The organism is Donghicola eburneus (genome assembly GCF_900115865.1).
Taxonomy (GTDB): domain Bacteria; phylum Pseudomonadota; class Alphaproteobacteria; order Rhodobacterales; family Rhodobacteraceae; genus Donghicola; species Donghicola eburneus.
Map to the genome: position 1 here is coordinate 447,756 of NZ_FOXY01000002.1, position 15,213 is coordinate 462,968.

At 60.0% G+C, this 15,213-nt stretch carries 13 protein-coding genes; 7 read left to right on the top strand and 6 right to left on the bottom strand.

Going from position 1 to position 15,213, the window contains the following annotated elements; all coding sequences use genetic code 11:
• Positions 1-18: 18 nt before the first annotated feature.
• Complete coding sequence (locus BM225_RS04820) at positions 19-447, top strand: hypothetical protein (protein WP_072707369.1); 429 nt, start codon at positions 19-21, stop codon at positions 445-447.
• On the opposite strand, the gene BM225_RS04825 is transcribed toward BM225_RS04820, so the two are convergent.
• On the bottom strand, positions 444-1,862 hold the full coding sequence (locus BM225_RS04825) for an MATE family efflux transporter (protein ID WP_245780415.1): 1,419 nt from the start codon (positions 1,860-1,862) through the stop codon (positions 444-446). The two genes, BM225_RS04820 and BM225_RS04825, sit on opposite strands and share 4 nt — an antisense overlap.
• A 70-nt stretch (positions 1,863-1,932) precedes the next feature.
• Positions 1,933-2,934 carry a polyphosphate kinase 2 gene (gene ppk2, locus BM225_RS04830; protein ID WP_218157045.1) on the bottom strand — a complete coding sequence of 334 codons (1,002 nt, stop codon included), beginning with the start codon at positions 2,932-2,934 and terminating at the stop codon, positions 1,933-1,935.
• 286 nt (positions 2,935-3,220) lie between these two features.
• Between ppk2 and BM225_RS04835 the strand changes: the two genes are divergently transcribed.
• The 3 genes from BM225_RS04835 to BM225_RS04845 all read left to right on the top strand — a co-directional run bounded on the left by BM225_RS04835 (position 3,221) and on the right by BM225_RS04845 (position 6,092).
• Positions 3,221-3,556, top strand: coding sequence for a hypothetical protein (locus BM225_RS04835; RefSeq protein WP_072707371.1), 336 nt, complete (start codon positions 3,221-3,223; stop codon positions 3,554-3,556).
• Positions 3,557-3,724: 168 nt separating this feature from the next.
• Entirely contained in the window at positions 3,725-5,683 is a 1,959-nt protein-coding gene (gene parE / locus BM225_RS04840) for a DNA topoisomerase IV subunit B (protein WP_092463898.1), read from the top strand.
• Positions 5,676-6,092, top strand: a complete 417-nt coding sequence (locus BM225_RS04845; RefSeq protein ID WP_072707375.1) for a hypothetical protein — start codon at positions 5,676-5,678, stop codon at positions 6,090-6,092. Before parE ends, BM225_RS04845 begins: the two co-directional genes overlap by 8 nt.
• An 878-nt stretch (positions 6,093-6,970) precedes the next feature.
• On the opposite strand, the gene BM225_RS04850 is transcribed toward BM225_RS04845, so the two are convergent.
• The 4 genes from BM225_RS04850 to proS all read right to left on the bottom strand — a co-directional run bounded on the left by BM225_RS04850 (position 6,971) and on the right by proS (position 11,062).
• On the bottom strand, positions 6,971-7,645 hold the full coding sequence (locus tag BM225_RS04850; protein WP_072707377.1) for an ABC transporter ATP-binding protein: 675 nt from the start codon (positions 7,643-7,645) through the stop codon (positions 6,971-6,973).
• The gene (locus tag BM225_RS04855; protein WP_072707379.1) at positions 7,638-8,924 is read right to left on the bottom strand and encodes a lipoprotein-releasing ABC transporter permease subunit; all 1,287 of its coding nucleotides are present in this window, start codon (positions 8,922-8,924) and stop codon (positions 7,638-7,640) included. The genes BM225_RS04850 and BM225_RS04855 overlap by 8 nt, the downstream gene beginning before the upstream one ends.
• Positions 8,925-8,977: 53 nt before the next feature.
• Positions 8,978-9,478, bottom strand: a complete 501-nt coding sequence (locus tag BM225_RS04860; RefSeq protein WP_092463900.1) for a DUF2937 family protein — start codon at positions 9,476-9,478, stop codon at positions 8,978-8,980.
• Positions 9,479-9,706: 228 nt separating this feature from the next.
• The gene (gene proS, locus BM225_RS04865; RefSeq protein WP_072707384.1) at positions 9,707-11,062 is read right to left on the bottom strand and encodes a proline--tRNA ligase; all 1,356 of its coding nucleotides are present in this window, start codon (positions 11,060-11,062) and stop codon (positions 9,707-9,709) included.
• 157 nt (positions 11,063-11,219) lie between these two features.
• Between proS and BM225_RS04870 the strand changes: the two genes are divergently transcribed.
• The 3 genes from BM225_RS04870 to BM225_RS04880 are packed head-to-tail and all read left to right on the top strand — an operon-like array spanning position 11,220 to position 15,181.
• Positions 11,220-12,287, top strand: coding sequence for an AI-2E family transporter (locus tag BM225_RS04870; protein ID WP_072707386.1), 1,068 nt, complete (start codon positions 11,220-11,222; stop codon positions 12,285-12,287).
• A 3-nt stretch (positions 12,288-12,290) separates the two neighbouring features.
• Positions 12,291-12,968: a P-loop NTPase family protein gene (locus tag BM225_RS04875; protein ID WP_072707388.1), complete on the top strand. Its 678-nt coding sequence runs from the start codon at positions 12,291-12,293 to the stop codon at positions 12,966-12,968.
• A 38-nt stretch (positions 12,969-13,006) separates the two neighbouring features.
• On the top strand, positions 13,007-15,181 hold the full coding sequence (locus BM225_RS04880; RefSeq protein WP_072707390.1) for an RNA degradosome polyphosphate kinase: 2,175 nt from the start codon (positions 13,007-13,009) through the stop codon (positions 15,179-15,181).
• The last annotated feature ends 32 nt before the right edge of the window (positions 15,182-15,213 follow it).

The window sequence follows — 15,213 nt, forward strand, 5'->3', positions numbered from 1 at the left end:
CATAGACGAGAGCGATTTATGTCGACCGAACTGCCCCCATACTATTTCCGTGTCCGAGAAAACGGAGCCTTTGTGTTCCGTGTGGACACAGAAAACCGCATGCGCCGGATTGAAATGGACCAGATCGCCGTTGTGAACATCCGCAACGGCGAGGTCAAACCCCATGGCGACCGCGCCCTGACCGACGAAGATCTGCGTGTCATCCGCGCTTGGATGAAAGAGCGCACCGAAACGGTGGCCCAGCGCCAGATCGACGACATCCTGCGCACCGTCGATCACCTGAACCTGACCACCCACTGGGCCCAGACCAAAGCAACCGACGATCAGCTAGAGCAGATTTCGGATTCGCTGCTGCTCGCCATGCACGACCTGCGCAGCGTTCTGACCCGCAAAAAGGCAGACCGCGTTCTGGCCGCCCAAGCGGCCGCCGGAAACTCAGACGACTAGGCCGCCTCAGCCTCTAGCGCCGCTTCGGCAGCGCGAATCTTTGGCATGCTGACCAGCCAGAAGCGGCCCATCAACAACACAGCCGCACTCGCCAAGCCCAGCACCAGCCCCAGCCACACGCCCTGCGCGCCCCAGTCCAGCCAGAAGCCGAACGCCAGACCCGCCGGCGCGCCAATGCCCCAGTAGCTGAACGCCGCGAACCACATGGGCAGCGTTGTGTCCTGCAGCCCGCGCAGCAAACCGATGGCCAGCACCTGCGCCGCGTCCACGAACTGGAACGCCGCCGCCATCGCCATCAGGGTCACACCGACCGCCAGAATAGCCTCGATCTGGACCTCGTCCTTGCGCATGAACAGCATGATCATCTCTTCGGGGAAAGCCAGCATCAGGATCACCGCAATCACCGACACGCCAAAGGACAGCGTCATCGCCGCAATGCCTCCGCGCGCCAGATTAACCGCGTCCTTGCGCCCATAGGCCGTGCCTGCGCGCACAGTCGCCGCGTTAGACAGCCCCATGTGGACCATAAACGTGGCCGTCGCCACCTGCAGCACGATCCCGTGCGCGGCCAAGGGCACAGCCCCCAGCCAGCCCATCACAACCGCTGCAAAGGCGAACAACGTCACCTCGCTCAGGGCAGTGACACCGATCGGCACGCCCAGCTTCAGCACCGTCAGGAACACGTCCCAATCGGGGCGCCACATCCGCTGGAACAGCGCATGTTCGGGCAGCACCCGCATGGCATACCACACGCAGCCAATCAGCGACACAACCTGCACGGTGACCGAGGCCAAGGCCGCCCCGCGCACGCCCATTTCAGGCGCGCCCCAGTTCCCGAAAATCAGCGCGTAGTTCACAATGGCATTCGCCACCGCCGCCGCGATCGTGATCCACAGCACCACCGCCGTCCGCTCCAGCGCGGCCAGATAGCTTTTCATCACGTTCACGAACAGGCCGGGCAACATGCCCCACCCCGCAATCCGCAGATAATCCTGCGCCAACTGGGCCAGATCCTCTTCTTGCCCCATCAGGACGAGCAGCGGCTTGGACCAGATGAAAAACGGCAGACACAGCAGGCTAAACAGAAAACTCAGCCACAGCCCCATCCGCGTCTGGCGGCGTACAGCGACCTCGTCCCCCTCGGCCTGCGAGGCCGCCACCAGCGGCATCACCGCCCACGCGAACCCCGACCCAAGGATGAACAGCGTCATAAACAGCGAGGTGGCCAGAACCACCGCCGCCAATTCTTCGACCCCGTAGCGCCCCAGCATCAGCGTGTCGGTCGCCCACACAACAAACTGCGCCAGATGCCCGCCGATCAGCGGCAGGCCCAGCAGCAGCGTGGCGCGAAAGTGGGTGGAATACGGGAGTGCTACATTTTTGACCATGTGGTCGGCATAGAGCGCCCCCACCATCCGGGCAAGATGTTTCCCCTGCCCGAATGCACACATATTCTTGCGTTTTTATGCCCGCAGAAATGCAGCCTTACGCATCGTCCCCAGTGCGCCGCGTATCGGGGTGCAGCGCGGTGCCCAGAATATGCTCTGACTTGTGGATCACATGGCTCGCGCCCCCCACGATCAAGGGGTCCGGCGCCTTCACGATCCGATGGTCCTTGTCCGGATAATCGAGGGTGCTCAGGAAGTGGCGCATACAGTTGATCCGTGCCCGCTTCTTGTCATCGGACTTCACAATCGTCCAAGGCGCATCCGCTGTATCGGTGTAAAAGAACATCGCCTCCTTGGCCTCGGTATAGTCGTCCCATTTGCTCAGGCTGGCTTTGTCGATCGGCGACAGCTTCCAACGCTTCAAGGGGTCTGTCTCGCGGGCCTTGAACCGGCGACGCTGCTCTTCCTGCGTGACCGAGAACCAGTATTTATACAGCTTGATCCCAGACCGCACCAGCATCCGCTCCAGATCGGGGGCCTGCCGCATGAACTCCAGATATTCACTGGGCTCACAGAACCCCATCACCCGCTCAACCCCCGCGCGGTTGTACCAAGAGCGGTCATACAGAACCATTTCGCCCACGGTGGGCAGCTCTTTGACGTAGCGTTGGAAATACCACTGGCCCTTTTCTTCCCATGTGGGCTTGTTCAGGGCCACGACGCGCGCCGCCCGCGGGTTCAGATGCTCCATGAACCGCTTGATCGTGCCGCCCTTGCCCGCCGCATCACGGCCCTCGAACAGCATCACGAACCGCTGACCCGTCTCCTGTGCCCACAGTTGCACCTTCAGCAGTTCAGCCTGCAGCTTTGCCTTTTCCCGCTCATATGCGCGGCGCGACATCTTGGTGTCGTACGGATACTCGCCGGTTTCAAAGGCGCGGCGCACCTCCTCGGGCGTGGCCGCATGTGGCCGGCGCACTGTCTCTTTGGTCAGCGCAGGCGGCGCGTCTTGCGGCACAGCCGGCACCGCATCCACTGGCGCGGCGACCACCTCCGCCAGACCATTCTCTTCGTTCAGGGACCCCATTGCCTCTTCCATCCTGCGCTCCTTTTTCAACACGCCGGAACTATGCAGGCACGGACCCGCGCGCGCCTTGCGATGGGTCAAACACACCCCTGCAATTTCCGCAGCCCTCTTGCACCGCAGACGCATAGCGCGCCCAGTCCGTCGCCCCCTGCAACTATTTGCAAAACTGCCGCGCCTGCCCTTCAGAACTGCCAAGCCAAAGGTCATGTATTCCCGACCACCGTCACTTTGCGTAACCATTCCGGCCCGCCAGATGCTAAGCTCTCCCCAACAATCACTGGCAATTTTAGGCATTCCGATGACCGTGTTCTGGGGATATTTCCTCTGCGCGATGGCGACCTGCGTCATCATCGCGGGGGACTACTATTTCAAACTCGCTGTAGAAGAGGGACAGGGACTCGTCTCGCCCAAGGTCCTCCTCGGCTGCGCCCTCTATGCGGCCTCAGCAGGGCTCTGGTTCGTCTCCATGCGGTTCATCTCTCTGGCCCAAGTGGGTGTGGCGGCCTCAATCTTTACCCTTCTGGCCCTGACCGCCCTCGGCCACGTAGTCTTCGAAGAACGCATCGCCCACCGCGACGTCATCGGCATCACCCTTGCCATCGGCGCGGTGCTTGTCATGGCCCGCACCGCCTGAGCCCTCGATTTTCGCGGGATGCCTCATTCTTTCTGCTTTGCCTAAATACTCACGGCACCACGCTGCAGCAGGCGCTCTCTATCCGTTTCCCCGTATGCCCTCCGCTTGCAGCGCCCCTACAAGGTGCTGTATCTCTAGCGCTCAAAGCTACCAAGGAAAGCGAGCAGCATGGCCGACGATCTTCTGAACGGGACCGAACCGGAAACCTATGACGCCTCCTCGATCGAGGTGCTCGAAGGTCTGGAGCCCGTGCGCAAACGCCCCGGCATGTATATCGGCGGCACGGACGAACGCGCCCTGCACCACATGGTGGCTGAAATCCTCGACAACTCCATGGACGAGGCTGTCGCTGGCCACGCCAACCGCATCGAAGTCGAATTCCACGAGGATTACGCAATCTCGGTCCGCGACAACGGCCGCGGCATCCCGATCGATCCCCATCCCAAATTCCCGGGCAAATCCGCGCTCGAGGTCATCCTTTGCACCCTCCACGCAGGCGGCAAATTCTCGAACAAGGCCTACTCGACCTCCGGCGGTCTGAACGGCGTGGGTTCCTCGGTCGTGAACGCCCTCTCCGATTCGATGGTCGTACAGGTCGCCAAAAACAAAGAGCTGTTCGAACAGCGCTTCTCGCGCGGCGTCCCCCAAGGCCCCGTGGAAAAAATCGGCGCCGCCCCGAACCGCCGCGGCACCACCGTGACCTTCCACGCGGACCCCGAAATCTTTGGCTCGCTCAAACTCAAACCCGCCCGCCTCTACAAGATGGTCCAGTCCAAGGCCTATCTGTTCTCGGGCGTGGAAATCCGCTGGAAATCCGCCATCGACGACGGCCAAACCCCGACCGAGGCAACCTTCCACTTCCCCAACGGCCTCTCGGACTTCCTGAACGAAACGCTCAAGGACGCCTCCACCTACGCCGACCGCCCCTTCGCGGGCAAAGTCTCATTCGAGGATAAATTCAACGTCCCCGGCTCGGTCGAATGGGCGATCAACTGGACCCCCAGCCGCGACGGCTTCATCCAGTCCTACACCAACACTGTCCCCACCCCCGAGGGCGGCACCCACGAATCCGGCTTCTGGGCCGCGATCCTCAAGGGCATCCGCGCCTACGGCGAACTGGTGAACAACAAAAAAGCCAGCAACATCACCCGCGAGGATCTGACCACCGGCGGCTGCGCCCTCCTGTCGATCTTCATCCGCGAACCCTCTTTCGTCGGCCAGACCAAGGACCGCCTCTCCACCGAAGAGGCCGCCAAATGGGTGGAAAACTCGGTCCGCGACCACTTTGACAACTGGCTCGCCAACGACACCAAATCCGCAGGCGCCATCCTCGACTACCTCGTCCTGCGCGCCGAAGAGCGCCTGCGCCGCCGCGCCGAAAAGGAAACAGCCCGCAAAACCGCCACCAAAAAGCTGCGCCTGCCAGGCAAGCTGGTGGACTGCTCGGCCTCCAACCGCGCCGGCACCGAACTCTTTCTGGTCGAGGGCGACTCGGCGGGCGGCTCGGCCAAAATGGCCCGCGACCGCAAGACCCAAGCCCTCCTGCCCCTGCGCGGTAAAATCCTGAACGTCCTTGGCGCGGCCAGCTCCAAACTCGGCTCGAACCAGGAAATCAACGACCTGACCCAAGCCCTCGGCGTCGGCCTCGGCACCCGTTTCCGCGTGGACGACCTGCGCTATGACAAGATCATCATCATGACCGATGCGGACGTCGACGGCGCCCACATCGCCGCGCTCCTGATGACCTTCTTCTTCACCCAGATGCGCCCCATGATTGACCACGGCCACCTCTATCTGGCCTGCCCGCCCCTCTACCGCCTGACCCAAGGCGCAAAGCGCGTCTACTGTCAGGACGAGGCAGAGCGCGACATGTGGCTGAAGAAAGGCCTCGGCGGCCGCGGCAAGATCGACGTCAGCCGCTTCAAGGGTCTGGGTGAAATGGACGCCAAGGACCTCAAGGACACCACCATGAACCCCGCCACGCGCCAACTTATCCGCGTGTCCATCGACGAAGACCTACCCGGCGAAACCGGAGACCTCGTCGAGCGCCTCATGGGCAAAAAGCCGGAACTGCGCTTTGAATACATCCAAGAGAACGCGAAGTTCGTCGAGGATGTGGATGTCTGAAGCCAAGCAGTACTACATTCTCCAGTCCAAGACGTATAACGCGATTTGCGCACTTTATCTTGCGGCAGCCTGCGCCGCATACATTTTCGGAATCACCGAAGCGCCCATCTATGATGAATTGACAGGCGGGCACTTCGGCACGTCGTCAATCGCATTATTCTTACCTTTATTGGTGTTGAATATTGGCGTTATATTTTTCGAATTCTGCCGCAAACGCTTACTAAAGAAACGGGGCTTTACCTTCGAAAACGAGCGCAGTGAAAGCTCGGAGTTCACACTTTCTCCCGAAGAATTAGCAGACGCGAAAGCACGAGAATCGCATTCCAAGAAGGTTCTTTTGACCTTACTTGGATTAATCGTCTTCTGCCTTGCTACGATTATTTATTTTGCAGGCGGTTGGAAATTTTAAATCCTCCAAAATCAATTTTAGGGCCACTTCCTTGCAAATGCCCACTGCACCTTCAAATACCCTGAAAATAAAGCGTCAGCGCCCGTTCCCGAGGGAGGGCGCAAATGCGCCCGCCCTGGGGGGCGGGTCGGGCGCAGCGTTCGGGCAAGCCCGAACGCAGAGTTTGACCTCATAGCGCAGCACGCCAAAGCAAAGGCCCCACGGCCAACGCTCAGAAGCTAGGTCAGCAATCAGCCACCCAGCGCCAAGCCGTCAAACACCCCGCGCCCAGCCCCCTCTTTCCGCTTTGAAAAAATACTCACCGGCGCGCCCTCTCCGCCGCCGCACAGCCCCAAAACCGCGCGCCGAGCCTTCGGCCAGCGCCAGACAGACCGCCCCCCCCCACAGCGCCACCCACACGCTTCTTTTTGCAAAAAATACTCAAGGTCGAGCGGGCAGCCACACCCGCGCCCACCAGCCACCTCTGACCCAGCCCAGAGCCGCCCAGCGCGCAGTCTGACCCAAGTCCTTAACCATCCGCAAATTCGCGCCGCCAAAACCAACGTCAGGCCCAACGTCATGACGCAAGCCATACGTCAGCCAGACGTGATCCAGACCAGACATTTCCGCAGCGTGCCCCGTTAACACTCTCAAAATTTGCAATCGGGCAAAAAAACACCCAGAGCAAAAGCCCTGGGCGAAAGTTCGAGTTCTGGAGGCGAAACGTAACAAGTTTCGCAAGTCAAACGCCGCGACCACTACCGGGATAGTCTAAGTGGTTTTACAGCGCTTTTCCTAGGTCATTGATACCAACGCCCCCGCCGTGCCACCACATGCCCGATGGGCCAATCGGCGCTCTCTTTGGGCGACATACCCTACCCCCTCGGATACCCAAGAGTTCAGCGCAGAAGCCCGTCCGACAACGTCACCGTCCGGTCCATTTTCCCAGCCAATTCAGGGTTATGCGTGGCAATCAGCGCCGCCAAACCGGTCTCGCGCACCAGATCCATCAAAGCGTTGAACACCCGCTCACTGGTCCCCGGATCAAGGTTGCCCGTCGGCTCGTCGGCCAGCAAGACCTTGGGCCCATTCGCCAGCGCCCGCGCGATCGCAACCCTCTGCTGCTCCCCGCCCGAAAGCGCCGCCGGACGGTGGGTCATCCGCCCGCTCAGCCCCATGTGATCGAGCAACTTCTCAGCCCGCGCCTTCGCGTCCCGCGCGCTCACCCCATTGGCCAACTGCGGCAGCACCACATTCTCAATAGCAGTAAATTCCGGCAGCAAATGGTGGAACTGGTACACAAACCCCAAGTCCCCCCGCCGCACCCGCGTCCGCTGCCGGTCACTGGCGCCAGTCACATCCTGACCGCCCACAACGACCTGCCCCGCATCGGGGGTATCCAAGAGCCCTGCGATATGCAGCAAGGTCGATTTTCCTGCCCCTGACGGCGCGACCAAAGCCACAACTTCTCCGGCTTCCAGCGTCAGCTCTGCGCCGCGCAAAACGGCCACTTCACCCGGTTCGCCGCGCTTGTATATCTTCTCAATATCATTTAATTCCAATGCCTTACTCATAGCGCAGCGCCTCCACAGGGTTCATCCGCGCCGCGCGTCGGGCCGGGAAAATCGTCACGACAAAGCTCAGGCCCAAGGACAGGAACACCGCGCTCAGCACATCCGCCAATTCGAGTTTGGCAGGCAGGTTATACAGACCACGGATTTGAGGATCCCATACCCCACCGCCCGCAACATAGTTAACGAGCGAAAAGATCGGGTCGATGTAGATCGCGAACAAACATCCAAGGATCACGCCGGCGATCGTCCCCAGTACGCCTGTGAACGCCCCACACAGAAAAAATACCCGCAGAACAGCGCCTTCGGTCAGGCCCATGGTTCGCAGAATGCCAATGTCGCGGCCTTTATTTTTGACCAACATAATCAGACCACTAGTGATATTCATGGCCGCAATTAGAACGAGGATCGAGAGGATGACGAACATCACGTTATCCTCAACTTCAAGCGCCCTCAGGAAGGCACCGCTGGCGTCTTTCCACGTCCAGACCATTGCGCGGTCTCCTACTGCCTGAAAGATCGGCAAAACCATGTCGTCGACGTTGTTCGGGCTCTCTAGCATGACCTCGATTTCATCCGCCGCACCGGTAGAATTGAAGTAGGCCTGCGCCTCTGCAAAGGGCAAATAGGCCCGCGTGCGGTCCACGTCATAGCGCCCCGCTGTAAAGATGTAGACCACGTCATAGGCCTTGACCCGCGGGCTGGTGCCAAAGGCTGTCTTTACCCCGTTGGGCGAGATCAGCTGCACTTTATCCCCGACCAGCAAGCCCAATTCTCGGGCCACACCAGAGCCGATCGCAATCCCACCTTCGAAGTTATCAAGGCTGCCTTGAGACTCTTGGGGGTTCGCAATCCGCGGGATGCCCTGCAGGTCCTCCGCGCTGATGCCAAACACCTCGACCCCCGCGTTGCGACCACGCGCACTGGCCATCACCTGCCCTTTGACCAAGGGCGCCGCATGCGTCACGCCCGGTACAGCGGCGATCTGTTCGGCCAACTCTGTGTACTCGGTGATCTTGCGGCTGGCAGCTCCGGTTTCGGAGATACGCATATCTTGGTAAACAGTGATATGCGCGTTGGCTCCAAGGATGGTGTCCACAAACTCTTCTCGAAAGCCAGACCGCACGGCCAACGTGGCGATCAGTGCGAACACCGCCAAAGTGATGCCAAGAAGCGAAATCCAGGTCATCACGCTGACCCCGCCTTCGGCACGTTTGGCACGCAAATAGCGCCAAGCAATCATGAATTCGAACGGTGCGAATGGGGGGGTGGTATGGGCCATGCTCTTCCTCGACTGTCGCGCGTAGATGCGCAAATCGCGCGTCGTGGGTCAAGTCACGCAGCCGTGGGTTTGTTCCTGCGACGGCTGGGGCGCACGATTTTGATCAGCGCCGACAGCGATCCGTAGCCGATCAAGAACCCAAAGAGCGAGAACATACCACCCTCAAAGGTCAGCGGGACAGCGGGCCTATAGTCTTGCCACGTGCCTGAGAGGATTTCAGGATCGCCCATGTGCTGCACCTCGTAGAACCGCGTAAAGGGGCCCGCATATCGCAGGGCGATGTAGGCCTCGCTCAATTCTTCGTAGCGGGAAATCGTCCGACGCAGGTCGGCCTGCCGTCTTTGCAGAAATGGAGAGCCATTCATCTCTTCCAAAGCTTGATGACGGGTCATTCCAAAGGTCGCGGCAGAGCGATCAAAGTCGCTCACCACGGTCGAGAGTTCGTCCACAGCTCCGCCCAATCGCTGCAAATACTGCTGCGAGAACTCCGGAAACTGGGAAAAACCAGCGCCCGACACAATACCGAAACTGACTAGAAATGCCCTTAGGACCATGACCTCTTCGCGTCTAAAACTGGCGCATAGGCTTATCGGAATCCAAAAGAGAAAGCGACCATCGTTTTCTGCAAACCCCGTTGGATCGTTGGAAAGGATATGGATTTCCCGAAGCGACCAATCGCGTTTTCCAGTCTCGCGGTCATTTCTGTGGCGATTTGATTCGCGACGTTGAAAAAAAGGCCCCGATGCGAAATCGGAGCCTTGGATCGAAATGGATATGTGGCCTTACAGACCCTTGGGGTCCGGGTGTTTCGCGTAGATCTCTTTGATCTTTTGGACCGCGGCTTCGGGTGACAGCTCTTCGCTTTCGCCAGTGCGGCGGCTGGTCAACTCGACCACACCGTTTTTCAGGCCACGCGGACCGATGGTGATGCGCCAAGGCAGACCGATCAGATCCATCGTTGCGAATTTCGCGCCTGCGCGTTCCTTGCGGTCGTCGTACAGCGGCTCGAAACCAGCAGCGACCAACTCGGCATACAGGCTCTCGCACGCGCCGTCGGTCTCTTCGTCACCCTGCTTGAGGTTCACAATACCGACGTGGAAGGGGGTCACACCCTCGGGCCAGATGATGCCGTTCTCGTCGTGGCTGGCCTCGATGATCGCACCCAGCAAGCGGCTGACGCCGATGCCGTGGCTGCCCATGTGGACCGGCACCTTGTTGCCATCGGCGTCCTGAACGGTTGCGCCCATGGCTTCGGAATACTTGGTGCCGAAGTAGAAGATCTGGCCAACTTCGATCCCGCGCGCAACGCGGCGGCGCTCTTCGGGGATTTCGTTGTAGACAGCTTCGTCGTGGGTCTCATCCGTGCGGGCGTAGCGGCTAGTGAACTCTTCCAGAACGGCCTGACACTGCTCTTTGTCCGCGAAATCGATCTCGCGGTCGCCAAATGTCAGATCGGTGATCTCGGCATCGTAGAAGACTTCGGATTCACCGGTGTCCGCCAGAACAAGGAATTCGTGGGTGTCATCGCCGCCAATGGGACCGGAATCAGCCCGCATCGGAATCGCCTGCAGGCCCATACGCTCGTAGGTGCGCAGGTAGCTAACAAGGTGACGGTTGTAGGCGTGCAGCGCGTCCTCTTTGGTCAGGTCGAAGTTGTAGCCGTCCTTCATGTAGAATTCGCGACCACGCATCACGCCGAAACGAGGGCGGACTTCGTCGCGGAATTTCCACTGGATTTGATAGAGCGTCAGCGGCAGATCTTTGTAGCTGCGCACGTAGCTGCGGAAGACGTCGGTGAACAGTTCTTCTGCGGTAGGTGAGAACAGCATGTCACGGTCGTGACGGTCCTTCATCCGCAGCATTTCCTGACCGTAGCCGTCATAGCGACCGGACTCGCGCCACAGATCCGCCGACTGCAGGGTGGGCATCTGCATGGGGATGTGGCCAGCCTTGATCTGCTCGTCGTGGACGATGTTTTCGATCTTGCGCAGGACTTTGAAACCCAGCGGCAGCCAGGAATAGATACCGGCGCTGGTTTGCTTGATCATACCGGCCCGCAGCATCAGGCGGTGGCTGACGATCTGCGCGTCGGCAGGCGTCTCCTTGAGCACGGGCAGGAAGTAGCGGGACAGGCGCATGGAACCCTCGGAACAGTGATTTCGTTTTGCAGGGGTTTAAAGCGCCAAACGCCCCTTGGAAACAGCTAAGTCGGGCCAGACCCCGCCAAACCGGCGCTGCGCTTGCATAATCACGCCGCTTCGGCGAAAACCTGAATGATCGATCGGAGGATGACCCATGGCTCTACCTGCAAAGCAACAGGCAAAATATTGGGGAATCGCCTCCGTCGTTTTCTTTGCCATTCTTTGGGTGCTTGGGGACACGCTGTTGCCGTTCTTTGTGGGCGCGGCTGTCGCCTATTTCCTAGATCCAGTTGCCGACTGGCTCGAAGAACGCGGGCTGAGCCGCGCGATGGCAACCGTGGTCATCACTTTGGTCGCTATTTTGGTGTTTGCAGCGGCAGCGTTGGTCATCATCCCGACCATGACGGAGCAAGCGGTCAACCTGTTCAAAACCGCGCCAGAGATTATGGACCGCCTGAAGTCGAGCCTGACATCGCGCTTCCCAGAGCTGATCGCCAGCGGCAGCCCAGTGCATAATGCGCTGACCTCGGCGGGCCAAACCATTCAGGAAAAGGGCGGCACACTGCTCCAAGGCGCCCTCTCCTCTGCTGCATCCCTGCTGAACATCGCCATGTTCTTTGTCGTGGTGCCGGTGGTGTCATTCTATCTGCTCTTGGACTGGGACAACATGATCGCCAAAATTGACGATCTACTGCCCCGCGATCACGCCCCAGTGGTTCGCAAGATTTTCAATGACATCGACGCGACACTCGCCAGCTTTGTACGGGGCCAAGGCACCGTCTGCCTGATCCTTGGCGCGTACTACGCGATTTCCCTCATGATCGTGGGCCTGAACTTTGGCCTCGTGGTTGGATTCATCGCGGGCATTGTCAGCTTTATCCCCTATGTGGGCGCAATCGTGGGCGGCGTCTTGTCCATTGGTCTGGCGCTATTCCAGTTTTGGGGGGACTGGTGGATGATCGCCGCGGTCTTTGCCGTGTTCCAAGTTGGCCAGATCCTAGAGGGCAACGTGCTGACTCCCATGCTCATTGGCAATTCGGTGGGTTTGCACCCCGTCTGGCTCATCCTTGCCTTGTCTGTCTTTGGGTCGATTTTCGGTTTCATCGGCCTTCTGGTTGCTGTACCGCTGGCGGCCTCTCTTGGGGTTGTGATCCGTTACATCGCCGCACAATACAAAGACAGCCGCCTGTACAGAGGCCTGACCGGCAGGGACGCACCGTAACCGATGGCACGCCAGCTCAGCTTTGATCTGCCAGTTCGCCCTGCCTTGGGCCGCGAGGACTTCTTTGTCTCGCCGGGCAACGCGATGGCAGTTGCCCTACTGGATGGCTGGCGCAATTGGGCAGGTGGCAAGCTGGTGCTGTATGGCCCCGAAGGCTCAGGCAAAACCCACTTGGCGCATGTGTGGGCCGAAACAACCAACGCCACAATCCTGAACAGCCGCGATCTGGCAGGGCTCGACATTCCATCGCTGGCAAGAAACCACGTCGCGATCGAGGATATCTCGGCCATTGCGGATGACCGCGCGGCCGAAGAGCTGCTGTTCCACCTGCACAATCTGGTCCTAGCCGAGGGCAATCGCCTGCTGTTGACCGACACCCGCCCCGCGCAGGTCTGGGGCCTGACGCTGCCCGATCTACAGAGCCGGATGCAGGGGGCGCAGTCCATCGGCCTCGAGGCCCCCGATGACGCTCTGCTGACCGCCGTCCTGACCAAGCTGTTTGCTGACCGTCAGCTGTTCCCCAGCCCCGACACAATCACCTACCTGCTTCGGCACATGGACCGCTCTTTTTCCAGCGCCATCAAAGTCGTAGCCGCTATCGACAAAACCGGTCTGGAGCAGAACCGCGCGGTGAATCGCAAGCTTGCGTCAGAGGTGCTGGACAAGCTACGAAACAGGTAATTTGATTAGGCCATAACACCCCAAGAGGACTTCTGATCGTGGACGTAGTTGATTTCTTGCACGCAGGCTTTTCAGAGCCCATCGATCTGCCCGCCGAAGAGATCGAAGGCCCCAAGCGCCTATACAACCGCGAACTGAGCTGGCTCGGGTTCAACATGCGCGTTCTCGAAGAGGCCGAGAACCCGCGCGTGCCGCTCTTGGAACGGCTGCGTTTCCTGTCGATTTCCGCCACCAACCTCGATGAATTCTACACCGTCCGCGTCGCCGGTCTGCGCGAACTGAAACGCGAGGGAAACACGACCCCAGCCCAAGACGGCCTGACCCCGTCCCAGCAGTTAAAACTGATCGATGCGGACGCCCGCGACCTGATGGACCGCCAACAAAGCGCGTGGCGAGACCTGCGGGCCGAAATGGAAGAAAACAATCTGACCATCTACGACCGCGCCTCGTTGACCGAAGAGGACGAAGACTATCTGGCGGATGTTTTCCTCAATCAAGTCTTCGCGGTTCTGTCCCCCTTGGCGATTGACCCCGCCCACCCCTTCCCATTCATCCCGAACACCGGCTTTTCTCTGGCGCTGCAGCTGGAACGCAGCCGCGACGGCAAGACCCTGCACGCGCTACTCCCCATTCCCGCGCAGGTCCCCCGTTTCACCCGCCTGCCCTCCGAGCCCGATCAGTTCCGCTATATCCCACTCGAAGAACTGCTGCTTCTGCACCTGAACCAGCTGTTCCCCGGCTACCGGCTCAAGGGGCACTGTACCTTCCGCGTGCTGCGCGACAGCGATCTGGAAGTCGAAGAAGAAGCCGAAGATCTGGTCCGCGAGTTCGAAAGCGCCCTGAAGCGCCGCCGCCGTGGTGAAGTGATCCGGATGAAGGTCTCGGCCGGTGCGCCGAAAAACCTGCTCGACATCATCATGCGGGAACTCCACCTGAGCGACGAAGAGGTCATCGAGGTAGACGGCGTGATCGGTGTCTCCGACCTAAAAGAACTCGTGATCGACGATCTGCCGCATCTCTTGTGGCCCAGTTTCACGCCCCGCGTCCCTGAACGCGTGACCGACCACGACGGCGACATCTTCAAGGCAATCCGCCAGAAGGACATGCTGCTCCACCACCCCTACGAGACCTTTGACATGGTGGTGCGTTTCCTGCAGCAGGCTGCGCGCGACCCCAGTGTGGTGGCGATCAAACAGACACTCTATCGCACTTCCAAGGACAGCCCCATTGTTGAGGCCCTGTGCGAGGCCGCCGAGGATGGCAAATCCGTTACCGCGCTGGTCGAACTGAAGGCCCGTTTTGACGAGGCCGCCAACATCCGCCAGTCGCGCCGGTTGGAGCGCGCGGGGGCACACGTGGTTTATGGCTTTGTGGATCAGAAAACCCACGCCAAGATCAGCACCGTTGTCCGCCGCGAAGGCGACCAGCTGGTGACCTACAGCCACTTTGGCACCGGCAACTACCACCCGATTACGGCCAAAATTTACACCGACCTCAGCCTCTTCACCTGCAACCCTTCCATCGGGCGGGATGCGGTCAAGGTATTTAACTACCTGTCGGGCTACGCCATGCCCGAGCATCTGGAAAATCTGTCGATCAGCCCCACCAACATGAAGGCTGACCTGATCCGCATGATCGGAGAGGAAGCAGAGAACGCCCGTGCCGGGCGTCCTTCGGGTATTTGGGCCAAGATGAATTCACTGATCGAGCCTGATGTGATCGACGCTCTGTATGGCGCCTCTCAGGCGGGTGTACCCGTATCGCTGGTGATCCGCGGCATCTGCGGCTTGCGCCCCGGCATCAAAGGCCTGTCCGAGAATATCCGTGTGAAATCCATCGTGGGCCGGTTCCTCGAACACTCTCGGATTGCGTGTTTCGGCAACGGCCATGCCCTGCCCTCGCGTCAGGCGCGAGTGTTTATGTCATCCGCCGACTGGATGGGTCGCAACCTAAATCGCCGGGTGGAAACGTTGATCGAGATCGAGAACCCCACGGTCAAAGCGCAGATTGTCGACCAGATCATGGCCGCCAACATGGCCGACGTAGCCCAGAGCTGGGTGATGGGCCCAGACGGCAAGTTCAAGCGCGCCAACCTCGAGGAAGGGAAGTTTGCGTTCAGCTGCCACCGCTTCTTTATGGAGAACCCCTCCCTCTCGGGTCGGGGCTCTGCGGGGGCGGCGGACGTGCCCAAACTGACGCATACTGGCGATTGACCTCGGGGAGCGCTTTGCCCAAGGTGCCCCGA